Below are 15,396 nucleotides of genomic sequence, written 5' to 3' on the forward strand. Positions count from 1 at the left end.
GGCTCCGGCGTTTGATGACGCTGACACCCTCTCGAACCAACCTGACAGCCGCCTGAACCCCCTGCTGAATCGCGTTCAGCTTGCTGTCAGGATCGCGCTTCGGGAAAGCGCACGACGGCGCTGAAGCCCTCCGCCGCCCCCGGGATGGGCGAGGCGATTTCCAGCATTAGCCCCGCCCCGCGGCAGATGGCGGCGGCAATGGCGAGGCCGAGGCCAGAGCCCTCCGCCCCCGTCGGTCCCCGCTCGAACGGCCGCAGCAACTGGGCCATCCGTTCCGCCGGAACGACGGCGCCGTGGTTGGTGATTTCCAGCCGGTCGGCGGTGAGGCGGACCTGGACCGACGTGTCCGGCGCGCCGTGTTTCAAAGCATTTTCAATGAGATTGCGTGCCAGAACCGCGAAGGCGTCGGGGTCCAGATCGCTGATGGGCCCGCCCTCCGCCGCGATGCTGAGGGCGATGTCTCCCGCGCGGTCGGTCCGGCGGTCGATGTCGGCTATCACATGGCGCAGCACCGGCGCGAGCGGCGCCGGCGCCTCCGCGAGCAGGCCGGCGCCTTCGGCCTTGGCGAGCTGGAGCAGCTTCTCCGACAGGCGCGAGAGGCGGCGCAGCGCGCCTGCGATGGCGCGCGCGCGCTCCTGCGCCGGTCCTTCCGGCAGCTCGGCCACGAGCCGCTGGGTCTGCGCCAGAGCGGCGGCGATGGGGGTGCGCAACTCATGGGCGCTGTTGGCGGCAAAGCCCCGCTCCGCCTCCAGCGCCCCGCGCAGGCGCTCCATGAGCGCATTCACGGCGCCTGCGACGGGTGCCATCTCCTCGGGCAAACCCTGCTCCGGCACCGGCGCCAGGTTGCCCCGCCCCCGCGCGGCGATGGCATGGCGGAAGGCGAGCACCGGCTTCAAGGTGAGGCGAAGCGTGAGCCAGACACCGGCAAGCGCGATGGGCACGAGGGCGACGAGCGGCCAGATCAGCGCCATGACCGCGCGCCAGACCGCGGCGGCGCGATGGTCCAGCTCCTCCGCCGTGGTGACGATGACGGTGCCACGCACCGCCGCTTCCGTGTAGGTGCGCAGCCGGGGCGTGGTGTGAAAACCGGGGGCGAGGCCGGCGGGAATGGCCATCTGCTCGGCGTCGCTGGACTGGAGCAGCACACGGCCTTGGGCGTCACGCACCACATAGGTGATGAATTCGCGGTGTGGGCCTACGGGCGGCATGTGGTGCGTGCCGGCCCCATCCTCGCGCGCGAGCAGCTCGGAATAGGCGAGGGGCAGCACGCGCTGGGCCACCTCCTGCAATGCGCTGTCGAAGACCTCGTCGATCTCGTGCCGCAGCACCAGCCCGGCGACCGTTGCCGCGGCGAGCCACAGCGCGGCGACCGACAACGCGAGCCACAGGCCGAGGCGCCGGCGCAGGCTCCAGCGTCCGCTCATGCGCCGCCTCCCGGCGTGCCGAGGCGATAGCCCATGCCGCGCACGGTCTCGATCACGTCGGCACCGAGCTTCTTGCGCAGACGGGCCACATAGACCTCGATGGTGTTGCTCTCCACTTCCGCATCGAAGGAATAGAGCCGTTCCTCCAGCTGCGGCTTCGACATGAGCTGGTGCGGCCGCTGCACGAAGGCCTCGAACAGCGCCCATTCCCGCGCTGTCAGGGCCACGGCCTGCCCGGCGCGGCGCACCGAGCGGGCGGCAAGATCCACCTCGATGTCTCCGAGCGTGACCAGCGGGTTGGGATTACCCGCGTAGCGCCGCCCCACGGCGCGGATGCGCGCCGACAGCTCGAATAGGTCGAACGGCTTCACCAGATAGTCGTCGGCGCCGGCGTCGAGGGCCGCGATGCGGTCGGAGATCTGGTCGCGGGCGGTCAGCACCATCACCGGCGTCGCGTCGCCCGTGCTGCGCAGCTTCCTCAGAAAGTCGGAGCCGCGCCCGTCGGGCAGCATGAGGTCGAGAAGGATCAGATCGAAGGCCGCGGCATGGACGGCGTGTTCGGCGTCGGCAAGGCGCGTCACCCAGTCGGCGCCGTGCCCGTCCGCGACGATCTGGTCGCGCACGGCCATGCCCAGGACGGGATCGTCTTCGATCAGCAGGATACGCATCTGTCACCTCGGCGGGGCGCATGGCAATCTAGCGCGGCCGGACGTGGAACGGGCGAGAGAATCTGCCCCTGCGTTCAGGTGAGTGTCAGCTTGGCGTGCTTTTCATCAGGCTTGGTCGGAAGGAGTTCGTGCGGTGAAACGCTCGGGGTTGGCAGTGCGGAATATCTTGGCGGGCCTGGTCGTTGCCGGCCTCGCCGCCACGCCGGCGTCCGCAGAGCACGATTGCAATGTGCCTCTGGCCGACTGGCAGCCGCGTGAGGCTTTGCAGAAGAAGCTGGAGGCCGAAGGCTGGACGGTGCTCTCCATCCGCTCGGACGACGGCTGCTACAAGGTGCGCGCTACCAACCCGCAAGGGGCGCGGATGAAGGCGAAGTTCGACCCCGCGCGCTTGGAACGGGTCCCCGACCGGGACGACGATTGATCGGCCTCGCCCTGGCCGGGGCGCCATGAAGGGGACGCTTAGGCCGAGCCGCCGACACGTCTTTCAAGAGCAGAATGCGGGGCCCCTCTCCACCCCGGCCCGGTTCGTTCAGCGCTCCCGCGCGAGGCGGTGATCTAGACATCCCGTCGCGTACCCGCGTCCCGTGCGGCTTTCAACCCACAGCGGGGCTGCCGCCGGGCCAGGGGGAGAAGGCGGTGGGAACGAGAATGCGGTTCTCCATGGTCATGATCATGGGCCGTATCTTCACGAGGCACGCCTGCCAGCCGGGCTGCGCCGCCAGCTTCTCGCGCCGCTTCCGACGCTCATCGAGGTCCGCATAGGCCCAGAAGTGGACGAGCTGGTTCTGGGTGCCGATCTCGGTGGTGAAATAGCCGAGGAAGCCGCCGAGGATTTCCCGCTGCAGCGGCAGGCCCTCGCTGGTGTAGATCGCCATGTAGTCGGCAATGTTCACCTCGGTGTGGAGCACATACATCCGCTCTTCGACGATCATGGGCGATGGCTTTCCTGCTCTGCGGCGTCGGGCGCCTCATCGACGATTGTGTTGGCGAGGATGCCGATGCCCTCGATCTCGATCTCGATGAGGTCGCCGGCCTGCATGAAGCGCGGCGGCGTGCGGGCGAAACCGACGCCTGCGGGCGTGCCGGTGGCGATCACGTCGCCGGGCTCCAGCGTCATGACGGCGGAGAGGGTCTCGATGAGGTTCGCCACGGGGAAGATCATCTCGCGGGTGGAGCCGTCCTGCAGCGTCTCGCCGTTGAGCCGCGCGGCGATGCGCAGGTTGTCGACGCCGGAGGGCAGCGCCCGCGGCGTCACCAGCTCGGGGCCGATGGAGCCGGAGCGGTCGAAATTCTTGCCCATGGTCCACTGGGTGGACTTGCGCTGGAAATCGCGGATGGAGCCGTCGTTGAAGCAGGAATAGCCCGCCACATGCTGAAGGGCATCGGCGGCGCGGACATGATGCGCGGTCCGCCCGATCACCACGGCCAGCTCGGCTTCATAGTCGAAGCGTTCGGACAGGGCCGGGCGCACCAGCGGCTGCCCGTGGCCGACCAGCGAAGTGGCGGTGCGCAGGAAGACCGCCGGATAGGTGGGGATGGGGTGTCCGCCCTCGCGCGCATGGTCCGCATAATTGAGGCCGATGCAGATGATCTTGCCCGTGAGCGGCACCGGCGGCAGCAGGCTCACCTGCGCCAGCGCAATGGCATTGGCCTCGGGCAGGGGCGCTGCGCCCTGCAGGGCGGCGAGAAGGGCGGTGAAGGATCCTCCCGCCAGCCCCGCGAAGGGGACGACGTCGTCCTGCCGGCGCGTGCCGAACTGGATGCGGCCCTGATGTTCGAAACGGACGATGCGCATGATGGCCTTTCGCACAGCCGCGGGGCCGGACAAGCCCGGCCGCCCCGGCGTGCCAATGGGATTACTTGAGTTCGTGGCCGGCGAGATCGCCGTCGAGGAACTTGTTGGGGCGCAGGAACATGGAGATGACGAGCGCGCCGTTGGGCGAGCGGGCCACATGCTGGTTGCCCGCCGGGCGCCAGACATAATTGCCGGAGAGCGCCTCGCCTTCCGCATCCACGATGCTGCCCTCGAGCACGTAGGTCTGCTCGATCTCCACATGCTCGTGGCGGGGCAGCTCGGTGCCGGGCTGCCAGCGGAAGAGGGCGGTCATGAGCCCGGTCTCCTCGTCGAGGAGGAGGATCTTCATGTCGATACCCTTGGTGGGGGTGGGCTTCCACGGCAGGCTCGCCACGTCCACGTAGCGGGACTCCTTCGGACCGAGCCTGTCCTCGCCGGCGAGGCCGGGGGTGATTGCGACCATGTTCAGCTCCTGAAAATCGATGCGGGACTCGGGTTGAGCGGAGCATTCGGCCGGGAGCCCGCAGCCTCCCGGCTTCGCTGAAGGGAACAGCCCGGCGAGCTCAGTTCTGCTTCACGAGGGCGCAGCCGCCGGCCTCAAGCGGCTTGAAGGCCTGATCGGCAGGCGTCTCGCCGATCTTGGTGTAGAGATCCCACGGCCCCTTGGACTCGGCCGGGCTCTTCACCTTGAACAGGTACATGGGATGGATCTTGCGGCCGTCGGCCCGCACGTAGCCCTTGCCGAAGGCGAGGTCATCGGTGGGCAATTCCTTCATCTTGGCGACGATGGCGCGGCCGTCCGCATCGCTGTTGAGGGCCTGGACCGCCTTGAGATAGTGGAGCACGCCGGAATAGACGCCCGCCTGGAAGGAGGTGGGCATGGCGCCGTTCATCTTCTCCGAGAACTTCTTGGCGAAGGCACGCGTCTGGTCATTGAGGTCCCAGTAGAACGGCTCGCTGAGGTAGAGACCCTGGCCGCTGGTGAGGCCGAGGGACTTGATGTCCGTGAGGTACACGGCGAGCGCCGCCAGCTTCTGCTTGCCCTGGGTGATGCCGAATTCGGCCGACTGCTTCATGGAATTGGTGAAGTCGGCGCCGGAATTGGCGAAGCCGATGACCTTGGCGCCGGAGGCCTGGGCCTGCAGCAGGAAGGAGGAGAGGTCCGACGAGCCGAGCGGATGGCGGACGGAGCCGACCACGGTGCCGCCGGCATTCTTCACGATCTGGCCTGCCTCGCGCTCCATGTCGTGGCCGAAAGCATAGTCCACCGTCACGAAGTACCAGCTGTTGCCGCCGGATTTCAGCACTTCCGTCGCTGTGCTCTTTGCGAGGGAGTAATTGTCGAGCGTCCAGTGGACATGGTTGGGCGTGCAGGAATCGCCGGTCAGGCGATTGCTGTTGGAGGTGGCGATGACGGCCACCTTGTTCTTTTCCTTCACCAGCTGGACCAGCGCCAGCGAGATGGAGGAATTGGGGATGTCGGCGATCATGTCGACGCCGTCCACGTCGAGCCACTTGCGCGCGATGTTGAGGCCGATGTCCGGCTTGTTCTGGTGGTCGCCGACGATGATCTCGATGGGCGTGTTGCCGATCTTGCCGCCGATCTCCTCCACCGCGATCTTCGCGGCCGCGACCGAGCCGGGGCCGGCCATGTCGGCATAGATGCCGTTCTGGTCGTTGAGCACGCCGATGCGGACGACGCCATCGGTGAACTGGGCCCGTGCGGCGGATGTCGCCGCGAGGGAAAGGCCGCCCACCGCCAGGGCAAGGGCGGTGCGGGTCAACATGCGCTTCATCTGTGTTTCCTCCCCATGATCGGACGCCGGGGCGCCCAATGCGCCTGCCTTTGCAGGTCGTTTTCTACTTAAAGAGCGAATAACTAAAAATCTCATTTTATGAGACTAGTGTCAATCTGTTTGCGGCGCGGGCACATTGGCGGGGGCGAGACCATCTGCGCCCCGCGCCTTTAGCCCATGTAGGCGCCGCCGTTCACATCCAGGATGGCACCGCAGACGAAGCTGGCGCCGGGGGAGCAGAGGAAGGCGATGGGCCAGGCGATCTCTTCCGGTCGGCCGAAGCGCGGGACCGGCATCGCCTCCAGCGCCTTCGGATCGGCGGTCGCCACCATGCGCGTGAGGGTGGAGCCGGGCGCCACCGCATTCACCAGCACTTCCGGTGCGGCGCGACGCGCCAGCCAGCGCACGAAGGTGTGGATCGCGCCCTTGGAGGCGGCATAGCTCACCGGCGAATGGGCATAGGTGCCGCCGGTGTGGGCGGCGACGGAGCCGAGCAGCACGATGCGGCCGTTGCCCCGCGCTTTCATGGCGGGAACGAGGGCGCGGGCGAAGTGCGCAGGCCCCGCCACGTTCACCGCCATCACCTCATGGAAAAGGTCGTCCCAGTCGTCGGCCAGCCACTGCTCCTGCGGAAAGATGCCGGCATTCAGCACGGCGGCGTCGAGCGGCCCGGCCTCCCGGCACAGGGTCTCGACCGCCGCACGATCGCGCACGTCGCAGGCGGCGTAAGCGTGGGTTTGGCCGTGATCGCGGGCGAGTTCATCCACAAGGCCGGGCGCATCGCCCGCATCGGTCAGCACCATCTCGGCGCCAAGGCGCGCGCACAGATACGCCGTCGCCCGCCCGATGCCGCCGGCCGCGCCCGTGAGCAGGATGCGCATGCCGGAAAGATCGTAAGGCGCGCGGGATGTCATCGGTCGCCCTCCAGAGGATGTGCAAACGTGACATGGGCCCGGCTGGGGGCCTTTTCTGGATGGGGCATGGCGTTTCCGTGTTGTAGATTATTCTCGTAATATGAGACTATTTCTGTATCTTGATGTCTGTCAATCGCTCCCAGCCTGCAACGGTCAGGTTTCCGGAGGGCTCCGACGGGTGGCAGTCCCGCGCGGGTGGCGCCTAAACGACGGTGGGCTGCGCGGATTTGAAACTGCTCGCAAATTTCAATCCGCGAGCGTGCGGCCCTATAATGCCGCGACAGGTGCTGCGCCTCGGGGCGCATAACGCCGCGAGCCGAAGGGACGCTGCATGAGCAGTCTCGACAAGATGCTGAAGGTGCTGGACCTTTTCGATGAGGACCGCATGAGCATCCAGCTCGAAGACGTGCAGGCGGCCGGCGCCTCCCGCGCCACCGCTTATCGCTACACCCAGTCCCTGTGCGATTCGGGCCTGCTCGCCCCCACCACGGGCGGCAGCTATGTGCTCGGCCCGCGCATCATCGAGCTCGATCGCCTCGTGCGCCGCGCCGACCCGCTGCTGACCCGCGCTGGCGGGCCGATGCGGGACGTGAGCGCGCGGCTCGGCATCAACGTGATGCTGTGCAGCTATTACGGCGACAAGGTCATGTGCGCCGACATCGTGTGGCCCGAGCGTTCGGTGCCGGAATATTACGAGCGCGGCCGTCCCATGCCCATGTTCCGCGGTGCCATGGCCAAGACCATCCTCGCCCACCTCACACCCTACCAGCTGCGCAACATCATGCTCTGGCACGGGGAACTGGTGCGCGAGGCGGGCCTCGGCGAGAACTGGGAGCAGTTCCGCTCCAACATGTCGCGCCTGCGCCGCGACGGTTACTGCATAACGCGCGGCGAGGTGATCCCCGATCTCGTGGGCATCGGCGCCCCGGTGTTCGATGCCGAGCGGCGCGTTCTCGGCAGCGTGGTGTTCGCGCTGCCGGAGGCGCGCTTCCAGAGCGCGGGCAAGGAAGAACTGGTGGCCGAGATCAAGACTCTCGCTGCCCGCATCACCAGCGCCATCGCCGGGGAGGCGGGCGTGCGGCCGGCCCAGCGGGCGGCACGCCCGCGCAAGATCCGCAGCCCCGTTCCCGAGGACGCCTCATCCGTGGAGTGAGCCGCCACGCCAGAGGTCAGGAGATGGAGAGGCCGCTGTCCACGGGCAGCACATGCCCGGTGGTCCGGCCCGAGGCATCGGACGCGAGGAACAGCGCCGCCTGCGCCACATGCTCCGGCTCCACCATGCCCAGGAGGTGGGCGGCAGTGAGCCGCTGGGTCGTCTCCAGCTGCTCAAGTTGCGCCACCACCCGCGGCGTACGGGTGACGCCCGGCGCCACCGCGTTCACGCGGATATTGTGGGGCGCATATTCCACGGCCATGGAGCGGGTGAGTGCAGCCACCGCGCCCTTGGCGGCGGTGTAGGCATCCTTGCCCGGCCAGCCCATCAGGGCCACCACGGACGCCGCATTGACCACGGCGCCGCCGCCGCCTTTGATGAGCTCGGGAATGCCGAAGCGGCTGACGAGCCAGGTGCCGTGCAGATCGAGCGTCATGGCCCGCCAGAATTCGTCGTCCGGCGCGCGGGTGAGGTCGCTGTCGCGGGTCGTGGAACCGCCGGCATTGTTGTAGATCACGTCGAGCCGGCCATAGTGCGCGACCGCCGCGGCAACCGCCGCTTCCACGCTTGCCGCGTCGGTCACGTCGGTGCGCACGAACAGGGCGTCGCCGCCGGCCGCATGGATGCGCGCCGCCGTCTCTTCTCCCGCCTCTGCATTGATCTCGGCGACGACGATGCGCGCGCCGTTCCGCGCGAACAGCTCCGCCGCGCACCGGCCGATTCCGATGCCCGCTCCCGTGATGAGGGTGACCTTCCCGTCGAGCATTCCGTTCCTCCCCCGTCCCGGATTCTGCGCCGCGCGCGTCCGGTGATCGCTTGAACGACAATTAATCTCGTATTATGCGATTTTTAGTTTATTCTAGAAACAGTGGCAAGGGGTATTCGGGGGCGGATGCGCGACCGGAGGCCAGCCGGCCGCGAACGATAAAGCCGGGAGAAAACCATGACGGAGCTGGAGGGGCGCGTCGCCATCGTCACCGGGGGCGCGCGGGGGCAGGGCGCGGCCGAGTCCCGGCGTCTGGGGCGCGAAGGCGCGGCGGTGCTGGTCTGCGACGTGCTGGTGCCCGAGGGCGAGGCGTTCGTGGCGGAGCTTTCGGCCGAGGGCATCGACGCCCGCTTCCGCACCCTCGACGTGACAGATCCCGAGGCCTGGGCTCAGGCGGTGGAAGAGGTGCGCGGCTGGAAGGGGCGGCTCGACATCCTCATCAACAATGCCGGCATCATCAACCGCAGCACCGTCTCCGCCACCGAGCCGGATGCCTGGGAGCGGGTGCTCAAGGTCAACCTCACCGGCGCCTTCCTCGGCATCCGGGCGGCGGTGCCGCTGATGGAGGAGACCGGCGGTGGTGCCATCGTCAACATCTCGTCGAACAGCGCCTTTTCCGGGCATTACGACCCGGCCTATACAGCCAGCAAATGGGGCCTGCGCGGCCTCACCCGTAGCGCCGCCATGGAATATGCCGCGCGCCGCATCCGCGTGAACGCCGTGTGCCCCGGCCTCGTGGTGACGGCCCTCAACGCCGCGAGCCCGCACCTTCAGCCCATGATCGGCATGACGCCCATGGGCCGCAGCGGCACGCCGGAGGAGATCGCCGAGCTGGTGCTGTTCCTTGCCTCGGATCGCTCGGCTTTCATCACGGGCGAGGACTTCGTGATCGACGGCGGCTTCACGGCCGGCGCGAGCTATCGGCGCGTGGCCGTGGAAACCGGCATCTATTGAGGGGGCGGGGCATCGCGCAGGCAGCTGCGCGATGCCCTCGTCACGGAGCGGGTCTTCCGGGCGTCAGCGCAGGTCGATGAGGATCTTCAGCTCCTGCCCGGCGGGGGCGAGGAGGGCTTCGAAGCCGTTTGCCACCACCTCGTCGAGGCGGATGCGGCGGGTAACGACCTTTTCCGCCGGCAGCAGACCCTTGCCGATCAGCGCCGCCACCTTCGGCCACATGAGGGTCGTGTAGCACCACGAGCCGCGTACATCGATGTCCTTGAAGGTGACGGTGAAGCCGTCCACCGCCGGCTTGCCCACATGCAGCCCCACCTGCACCACCACGCCCTGCCGGCGCACCGCGTCGATGCAGGTGGCGAGCGCCGCCTCGGCGCCCACGCATTCGAGCGCCACGTCCACGCCCACATGGCCCTCGGTCTGGTCGCGGATGGCATCGGCCACCGCGTCCCGCTTCGGGTTGAGGGTGATGACATCAGGCAGGATGGCCCGCGCCATGGCGAGGCGGTTGTCGTTGGTGTCGGAGAGGAAGATCTGCGTCGCCCCCGCCGCCCGCGCCGCCAGCACCTGCAACTGCCCGATGGGTCCGGCACCGGTGACCAGCACGCTCGATCCCGGCTTCACCCCGCCACGCTCGGCGGCATAGACGGTGACCGCCGTGGGCTCCACCAGCGCCGCCTGCTCGTCGCTGACGAAATCCGGCATGGCGAAGACGTTGTAGTCGTTCACCAACGCGTATTCCGCCATGCCGCCCCATTGCCAGCCGAGGCCGATGATGGCGAGGCTCTCAGAGAGCTGGTAGAGGCCGCGCGTGCCGAAATAGTCGTCGCGCGGCGACACCATGGGCTGCACCGAAACCCGGTCGCCCACCTTCACGTTCGTCACCTCCCTGCCGATGGCGACGACGGTGCCGCCAAATTCATGGCCCAGCACCTGCGGCAGCTTCGCGCCGGTGTAGGGATGCGGCTCGGTTGGGATGAAGATGGGGCCGGCGGCGTATTCGTGCAGGTCGGTGCCGCAGATGCCGCAGAAGCTGTTGCGGATGACGACCTGGCGGGGGCCGGGGGCGGGCGGTTCGGCGATGTCCTCGACGCGCACGTCGCGCTTGGCGTGGAAGCGGGCGGCCTTCATGGGCGTTTCTCCCTTGTGTCTGTTCTTGATGGTTGGTCAGGCCGGCTCGGTGGCCAGCGCGTCGAACGCCTCCAGCGCCTTGCCCGCATAGACGGCGGACGGCCCGCCGCCCATCTCGATGCACACGCCGAGGATCTCGGCCACTTCCGCGCGGGTGGCGCCGTGGCTCCGCGCATTGGCGGCGTGGAACACGATGCAGTCCGCGCAGCCCTGGTGGACGGCGATGGCGAGGGCCACCAGCTCCTTCATCTTGGCCGGCACGGCGCCGGACTTCGACGCCTCACCCATGAGACCGCGGAAGGCCGTCATCACCTGCGGCGCCGCCTTGGCAAGGGCGCCGAAACGCTGGTTCATCTCTCTCAATTGCTGGGGCACGGAAGATGTCATGGCATTTCCTCAGGTGAAGACCATGCCGCCGTCCACGAGCAGGGACTGGCCGGTCATGAAGTCGGATTGGGACGAGGCGAGGAAGCGGGCGACGCCGACGAGATCGTCCGGGCGCGAGGCGCGGCCCAGCACGGCGCCGGCCGCGAAGGTCTCGAACGCCTCGTTCTCGCCGTGGGTCAGGCCGCTGTCGCGGAAGCCCTTGTCGATCACCTTCCACATGTCGGTGGCCACCACGCCGGGGCAGAAGGCATTGGCGGTGATGCCCTCCTTGCCGAAGGCGCGGGCGGCGGCCTGGGTCATGGCCACCACCGCGAACTTGCTGGCGCAGTAATGGGCCAGGGGCTCGTAGCCCTGCTTGGCGGCGATGGAGGCGGTGTTGATGATCTTGCCGCCGCCGCCCTGCTTGCGGAACGTCTTCACCGCTTCCTGCATGCCGATGAGCACGCCGAGCGCATTCACATCGGTGACGAAGCGCCAGTCCTCCTCGGTGATGTCGAGGAAGGGGCGCGTCTGGGCGACGCCGGCATTGTTGAACAGCACGTCGAGCCGCCCGAAGGCAGCGACAGCCTTGTCGATGAGCGCACGCACCTGTGGCCGCTCGCGCACGTCCACGGGCACGGCGATGGCGGTGCCGCCCTTGGCGGTGATCTCGTTCGCCACCTTCGTCGCTGCCGCCTCTGAAAGGTCGGCGACGACGATGCGCGCGCCGTCCTCCGCGAGGGCCCTGGCGATGGCGGCGCCGATGCCGCCGGCCGCTCCGGTGATGATGATGCTCTTGTCCTTGAGATCGGACATGTGTCCTCCTTCGCCGGTCACCCTGGCGCGCCGGCGCTTGTCGTTGCGGGGTTTCAGGCGGTCAGCGCTTGAGGTGGTCGAGCAGCAGCTCGTTCACCCGGCCGGATTTCTCCATCTGCACCATGTGGCCGGCGCCGGGCAGCACCTCCACGGTGGCGCGGCCTTCCAGCGCGCCGGCATGGGCGGCGGGAATGACGCGGTCGGTCTCGCCCCACACCACGAGGATGGGCGCGTCGGTCTGCTTCAGCCTGTCGGCCAGCACATGGGTCTGCCGCTCGGCGGGGAAGAGATTGGCGGAGAGGGCGGTCAGCGCGCTGTCCACGCCGTCGAGGCGCTTGTACTTGAGGATATCCTCGATCAACTGGCGCGTCACTGTTCCCGGATCATGGAACAACTGCTCCAGCACCGGCTTCATGTCGCGCCGTGAGCCGGCGGCGACGAAGCCGTGGGTGTAGCCGGAATTGATCTCCGGCCCGAGCCCGGCCGAGCCGATGAGCGCGAGGGAGGCGACCCGCTCCGGATGCTCCAGCGCGGCGGCGCTCGCCACCGCCCCGCCCATGGAATGGCCCACGAGATGCGCGCGCGGAATTGCGAGCGCATCCATGAAGGCGATGAGCGCACCGGAGAGGAAGGCGAGGTTCGCCTCGCCCACCGCCTTGTCCGATTGCCCGTGCCCCGGCAGGTCGAGGGCATAGACCGTGGCGGCCTCGGCGAGGGCGTCGATGTTGAACAGCCAGTTGTCGAGGTCGCCGCCGAAGCCGTGGACCAGAACCACGATCCTCTCGCCCTCGCCTCGGCGAGCGTAGCGCAGGCGGCCGGCGGGCGTGTCCACGAACTCATAGCGTGGACCCGAGGCTTCCTCCCCCGCGCCCGCCTCCTCCGGCACCGCGAAGGCGGCGACGAAGGCGTCGATCTCGGCGTCCGGAATGTCCGCATCGGCCAGCACGCCGATGAGTGCCTTGACCGGATAGACCGTGCCCGGCGTGCCGAGGGTCCGGCGCAGGACGCCGGCGTCGCCCGCCTCCACCACGCCGGCGATCTTGTCGGTCTCCACCTCGACAATCTCGTCGCCGATGGCGATGGCCGTGCCCTCCGGTTTCAGCCAGCCCGTGACCTTGCCCTCCGCCATGGAGAGCCCCCACTTGGGCATGACGATGGGCTTGATGCGCGTGTCCGTCATTGTCCGATGTCTCCGGCGATCAGGCGGCGAGCGCCTGGGGATGGGTCTTCAGCACGGCGGCGGCGATGGCGTCGGCGGAGGGGATGTAGAGGTCCTCCAGCGCGGGCGAGAACGGCACCGGCGTGTGTGGCGCAGTCACCATCTGCGGCGCAGCCTTCAGCGCCCCGAAGGCCTGCTGGGCCACGTAGGCCGCAACATCCGTGGCGATGGAGCAGCGCGGATTGGCCTCGTCCACCACCACCAGGCGGCCGGTGTTCTCCACGCTCTCGATCACCGTGTCCCAGTCGATGGGCGAGAGGGTGCGCAGGTCGATCACCTCCGCCTCGATGCCGCTGCGCTTCGAGAGGGTCTCTGCCGCCTCCAGCGCCCGGTGGACGGTGAGGCCGTAGCTGACGATGGTCACGTCGCGCCCGTCCCGCACCACGTTCGCCTCGCCGAAGGGGATGGCGTAGGGCTCGGCCGGCACGTCCGCCTCGCTGGCATAGAGGTTCTTGTGCTCGCAGAAGATCACCGGATCGTCGTCGCGGATGGACTGGATCAGGAGGCCCTTGGCGTCATAGGCGTTGGAGGGGCACACCACCTTCAGCCCGGGCACGTGGGTGAACATGGGGGTGAGCATCTGCGAGTGCTGCGCGGCGGCGCGGAAGCCGGCACCGACCATGGCGCGGATGACCACGGGCGTCTTCGCCTTGCCGCCGAACATGTAGCGGAACTTGGCCGCCTGGTTCAGGATCTGGTCGAAGCACACGCCCATGAAGTCGAGGAACATCAGCTCCGCCACCGGGCGCATGCCGCAGGCGGCGGCGCCGATGGCCGCGCCGATGTAGGCGCTCTCGGACAGGGGGGTGTCCATCAGGCGGTTGCCGTGCTTGCCGTAGAGCCCCTTGGTGACGCCGAGCACGCCGCCCCAGGCGTCCATCTCCCCCGGCGAACCGGAGCCGCCGACGATATCCTCGCCGAGCAGGATGACGGAGGGATCGCGGCGCATTTCAAGGTCGAGGGCTTCGTTGATCGCCAGCTTGAAGCTGAGGGTGCGGGACATGGTTTCCTCCAGGAAATCGTTGGGCCGTGCGGGTTCGCTGTCGTGGCTCAGTAGGAGACGTAGACGTCGCTGGTGAGCTCCTGCGGCGTCGGCTGCGGCGCCGACTTGGCCGAGGACACGGCATCGTCGATGAGGTTCGCCACCTCGCGGTCCATGAGCGCGATCTCGGCATCGGAGACGATGCCCGCCGCCGTCACGCGATCGGCGAAGATCTTCAAGCAGTCGCGGTTGAGGCGGTTGAAGTCGTTCTCGCCCTTGGCCTTGTAGGTCTGGCTGTCGCCCTCGAAATGGCCGTAGAAGCGCACCATCTTGCATTCGAGCAGCGCCGGCCCGCCGCCCGCGCGCGCCTTGGCGATCAGTTCGCCGGCCGCCTTGTGCACGGCGAAGAAATCCGTGCCGTCCACGCTGACGCCCGGCAGGCCGAAGCCGTGGGCGCGGTCGAGGAAGTTGTCCACGCCCGTTGCGTAAGTAACCGACGTCGCCTCCGCGTATCCGTTGTTCTCCAGCACGAAGATCACCGGCAAGTTCCAGACGGCGGCGAGGTTCATGCTTTCGAGAACCGTGCCCTGGTTGGCCGCGCCGTCGCCGAAGAAGGTGATGCCCACGCCGCCGTCGCCGCGGCACTTGGCGGCGAGCGCAGCGCCGCAGATGAGCGGCGCACCGGCGCCGAGGATGCCGTTGGCGCCCATCATCCCCTTGGACAGATCGGCGATGTGCATGGAGCCGCCCTTGCCGCGGCACGAGCCGGACGACTTGCCGTAGATCTCGGCCATCATCTCCTCCACGTCCACGCCCTTGGCGATGCAGTGCCCGTGGCCGCGATGGGTGGAGGCGATGCGGTCGCTGTCGGTGAGGTGCATCATGATGCCGGTGGCGCAGGCCTCCTCGCCGGCATAGAGGTGGACGAAGCCGGGGATGTCGCCCTTGGCGAATTCCACGTGCAGCCGCTCCTCGAAATCGCGGATGGTCCGCATGGTGCGGTAGGCCGCGAGCAGAGCATCCTTCTCCAGCGGAATGGGATTGTTGGACAGCGCGCCGTCGGCAGTCTGCATGGGCGATGTGATGGACATGGGCTTTTCCTCCTCCTTCGGATCGACGGGACCGGCAGGGAGGAAGGGCAGCCGCAGGCGCGCCCGTTCACGGCCCGCTTCTGGCGGAGCGGGCCACGTTTCCTTCCCTTGCCGTGTTCTTCAGTGCCGGCTTCGCGCCGGCTTGATGGAAAGGACATGAGCAAGGGGCGGGCCAATCGCGCCCGTCGCGTCAAACCGTTGCGGGACAAGGCGGTGCAGCCAGCGTGGGGCAGGGGTACCTGAGGCGGTGACGCCACAAGTGTGGCGCCGCGCGTGCCACAGGTGTTGCAGCTTGGCCCTCACCATGGATTGCGCCGACAC

At 68.2% G+C, this 15,396-nt stretch carries 17 protein-coding genes; 3 read left to right on the forward strand and 14 right to left on the reverse strand.

What is annotated here, in order from left to right:
• Nucleotides 1-86: 86 nt before the first annotated feature.
• Nucleotides 87-1,424, reverse strand: coding sequence for an ATP-binding protein (locus tag A37E_RS0116905; RefSeq protein ID WP_029557694.1), 1,338 nt, complete (start codon nt 1,422-1,424; stop codon nt 87-89).
• Nucleotides 1,421-2,092 carry a response regulator transcription factor gene (locus A37E_RS0116910; protein ID WP_029557695.1) on the reverse strand — a complete coding sequence of 224 codons (672 nt, stop codon included), beginning with the start codon at nt 2,090-2,092 and terminating at the stop codon, nt 1,421-1,423. Before A37E_RS0116910 ends, A37E_RS0116905 begins: the two co-directional genes overlap by 4 nt.
• Before the next feature lie 166 nt (nt 2,093-2,258).
• On the opposite strand from A37E_RS0116910, the gene A37E_RS0116915 reads away from it, so the two are divergent.
• The gene (locus A37E_RS0116915; protein WP_245279361.1) at nt 2,259-2,513 is read left to right on the forward strand and encodes a PepSY domain-containing protein; all 255 of its coding nucleotides are present in this window, start codon (nt 2,259-2,261) and stop codon (nt 2,511-2,513) included.
• 172 nt (nt 2,514-2,685) lie between these two features.
• Here A37E_RS0116915 and A37E_RS0116920 read toward each other — a convergent pair whose 3' ends face one another.
• The 5 genes from A37E_RS0116920 to A37E_RS0116940 all read right to left on the reverse strand — a co-directional run bounded on the left by A37E_RS0116920 (nt 2,686) and on the right by A37E_RS0116940 (nt 6,597).
• Complete coding sequence (locus A37E_RS0116920) at nt 2,686-3,024, reverse strand: NIPSNAP family protein (RefSeq protein ID WP_029557697.1); 339 nt, start codon at nt 3,022-3,024, stop codon at nt 2,686-2,688.
• Nucleotides 3,021-3,887, reverse strand: a complete 867-nt coding sequence (locus A37E_RS0116925; protein WP_051679120.1) for a fumarylacetoacetate hydrolase family protein — start codon at nt 3,885-3,887, stop codon at nt 3,021-3,023. Before A37E_RS0116925 ends, A37E_RS0116920 begins: the two co-directional genes overlap by 4 nt.
• A gap of 61 nt (nt 3,888-3,948) precedes the next feature.
• Nucleotides 3,949-4,350, reverse strand: a complete 402-nt coding sequence (locus tag A37E_RS0116930; protein ID WP_024279902.1) for a cupin domain-containing protein — start codon at nt 4,348-4,350, stop codon at nt 3,949-3,951.
• Nucleotides 4,351-4,450: 100 nt separating this feature from the next.
• Nucleotides 4,451-5,683: an ABC transporter substrate-binding protein gene (locus A37E_RS0116935; protein ID WP_029557699.1), complete on the reverse strand. Its 1,233-nt coding sequence runs from the start codon at nt 5,681-5,683 to the stop codon at nt 4,451-4,453.
• A 170-nt stretch (nt 5,684-5,853) separates the two neighbouring features.
• Complete coding sequence (locus tag A37E_RS0116940) at nt 5,854-6,597, reverse strand: SDR family NAD(P)-dependent oxidoreductase (RefSeq protein WP_051679121.1); 744 nt, start codon at nt 6,595-6,597, stop codon at nt 5,854-5,856.
• A gap of 331 nt (nt 6,598-6,928) precedes the next feature.
• Between A37E_RS0116940 and A37E_RS0116945 the strand changes: the two genes are divergently transcribed.
• Entirely contained in the window at nt 6,929-7,750 is an 822-nt protein-coding gene (locus tag A37E_RS0116945; protein ID WP_029557701.1) for an IclR family transcriptional regulator, read from the forward strand.
• Nucleotides 7,751-7,766: 16 nt separating this feature from the next.
• On the opposite strand, the gene A37E_RS0116950 is transcribed toward A37E_RS0116945, so the two are convergent.
• Complete coding sequence (locus A37E_RS0116950) at nt 7,767-8,516, reverse strand: SDR family oxidoreductase (protein WP_029557702.1); 750 nt, start codon at nt 8,514-8,516, stop codon at nt 7,767-7,769.
• A 177-nt stretch (nt 8,517-8,693) separates the two neighbouring features.
• Here A37E_RS0116950 and A37E_RS0116955 point away from each other — a divergent pair, with 177 nt between their 5' ends.
• The gene (locus A37E_RS0116955; protein WP_029557703.1) at nt 8,694-9,470 is read left to right on the forward strand and encodes an SDR family NAD(P)-dependent oxidoreductase; all 777 of its coding nucleotides are present in this window, start codon (nt 8,694-8,696) and stop codon (nt 9,468-9,470) included.
• A gap of 63 nt (nt 9,471-9,533) precedes the next feature.
• Here A37E_RS0116955 and A37E_RS0116960 read toward each other — a convergent pair whose 3' ends face one another.
• The 6 genes from A37E_RS0116960 to A37E_RS0116985 all read right to left on the reverse strand — a co-directional run bounded on the left by A37E_RS0116960 (nt 9,534) and on the right by A37E_RS0116985 (nt 15,075).
• Nucleotides 9,534-10,601, reverse strand: a complete 1,068-nt coding sequence (locus A37E_RS0116960) for a 2,3-butanediol dehydrogenase (RefSeq protein WP_029557704.1) — start codon at nt 10,599-10,601, stop codon at nt 9,534-9,536.
• 36 nt (nt 10,602-10,637) lie between these two features.
• On the reverse strand, nt 10,638-10,988 hold the full coding sequence (locus A37E_RS0116965) for a carboxymuconolactone decarboxylase family protein (protein ID WP_024279895.1): 351 nt from the start codon (nt 10,986-10,988) through the stop codon (nt 10,638-10,640).
• A gap of 9 nt (nt 10,989-10,997) precedes the next feature.
• A complete protein-coding gene (locus A37E_RS0116970) occupies nt 10,998-11,783 on the reverse strand; it encodes a glucose 1-dehydrogenase (protein ID WP_029557705.1) in 786 nt (261 codons plus the stop codon).
• Between the two features lie 61 nt (nt 11,784-11,844).
• On the reverse strand, nt 11,845-12,963 hold the full coding sequence (locus tag A37E_RS0116975; protein WP_029557706.1) for an acetoin dehydrogenase dihydrolipoyllysine-residue acetyltransferase subunit: 1,119 nt from the start codon (nt 12,961-12,963) through the stop codon (nt 11,845-11,847).
• 19 nt (nt 12,964-12,982) lie between these two features.
• Nucleotides 12,983-14,005 (reverse strand): alpha-ketoacid dehydrogenase subunit beta, encoded by a 1,023-nt coding sequence (locus A37E_RS0116980; RefSeq protein WP_029557707.1) that lies wholly within the window; start codon nt 14,003-14,005, stop codon nt 12,983-12,985.
• 47 nt (nt 14,006-14,052) lie between these two features.
• Nucleotides 14,053-15,075 carry a thiamine pyrophosphate-dependent dehydrogenase E1 component subunit alpha gene (locus tag A37E_RS0116985; protein WP_280938447.1) on the reverse strand — a complete coding sequence of 341 codons (1,023 nt, stop codon included), beginning with the start codon at nt 15,073-15,075 and terminating at the stop codon, nt 14,053-14,055.
• Between the last annotated feature and the right edge of the window lie 321 nt (nt 15,076-15,396).

The sequence above is a fragment of the Xanthobacter sp. 91 genome, from assembly GCF_000702385.1.
GTDB classification, from domain to species: Bacteria; Pseudomonadota; Alphaproteobacteria; order Rhizobiales; family Xanthobacteraceae; genus Xanthobacter; species Xanthobacter aminoxidans.

What these genes read in the sequence shown, in the direction of transcription:
- A37E_RS0116925 (WP_051679120.1), bottom strand. Translation starts at nt 3,887, where the DNA reads ATGCGCATCGTCCGTTTCGAACATCAGGGCCGCATCCAGTTCGGCACG.
- A37E_RS0116970 (WP_029557705.1), bottom strand. Translation starts at nt 11,783, where the DNA reads ATGTCCGATCTCAAGGACAAGAGCATCATCATCACCGGAGCGGCCGGC.
- A37E_RS0116955 (WP_029557703.1), top strand. Translation starts at nt 8,694, where the DNA reads ATGACGGAGCTGGAGGGGCGCGTCGCCATCGTCACCGGGGGCGCGCGG.
- A37E_RS0116910 (WP_029557695.1), bottom strand. Translation starts at nt 2,092, where the DNA reads ATGCGTATCCTGCTGATCGAAGACGATCCCGTCCTGGGCATGGCCGTG.
- A37E_RS0116905 (WP_029557694.1), bottom strand. Translation starts at nt 1,424, where the DNA reads ATGAGCGGACGCTGGAGCCTGCGCCGGCGCCTCGGCCTGTGGCTCGCG.
- A37E_RS0116920 (WP_029557697.1), bottom strand. Translation starts at nt 3,024, where the DNA reads ATGATCGTCGAAGAGCGGATGTATGTGCTCCACACCGAGGTGAACATT.
- A37E_RS0116940 (WP_051679121.1), bottom strand. Translation starts at nt 6,597, where the DNA reads ATGACATCCCGCGCGCCTTACGATCTTTCCGGCATGCGCATCCTGCTC.
- A37E_RS0116960 (WP_029557704.1), bottom strand. Translation starts at nt 10,601, where the DNA reads ATGAAGGCCGCCCGCTTCCACGCCAAGCGCGACGTGCGCGTCGAGGAC.
- A37E_RS0116980 (WP_029557707.1), bottom strand. Translation starts at nt 14,005, where the DNA reads ATGTCCCGCACCCTCAGCTTCAAGCTGGCGATCAACGAAGCCCTCGAC.
- A37E_RS0116945 (WP_029557701.1), top strand. Translation starts at nt 6,929, where the DNA reads ATGAGCAGTCTCGACAAGATGCTGAAGGTGCTGGACCTTTTCGATGAG.
- A37E_RS0116975 (WP_029557706.1), bottom strand. Translation starts at nt 12,963, where the DNA reads ATGACGGACACGCGCATCAAGCCCATCGTCATGCCCAAGTGGGGGCTC.
- A37E_RS0116950 (WP_029557702.1), bottom strand. Translation starts at nt 8,516, where the DNA reads ATGCTCGACGGGAAGGTCACCCTCATCACGGGAGCGGGCATCGGAATC.
- A37E_RS0116985 (WP_280938447.1), bottom strand. Translation starts at nt 15,075, where the DNA reads ATGTCCATCACATCGCCCATGCAGACTGCCGACGGCGCGCTGTCCAAC.
- A37E_RS0116935 (WP_029557699.1), bottom strand. Translation starts at nt 5,683, where the DNA reads ATGAAGCGCATGTTGACCCGCACCGCCCTTGCCCTGGCGGTGGGCGGC.
- A37E_RS0116965 (WP_024279895.1), bottom strand. Translation starts at nt 10,988, where the DNA reads ATGACATCTTCCGTGCCCCAGCAATTGAGAGAGATGAACCAGCGTTTC.
- A37E_RS0116930 (WP_024279902.1), bottom strand. Translation starts at nt 4,350, where the DNA reads ATGGTCGCAATCACCCCCGGCCTCGCCGGCGAGGACAGGCTCGGTCCG.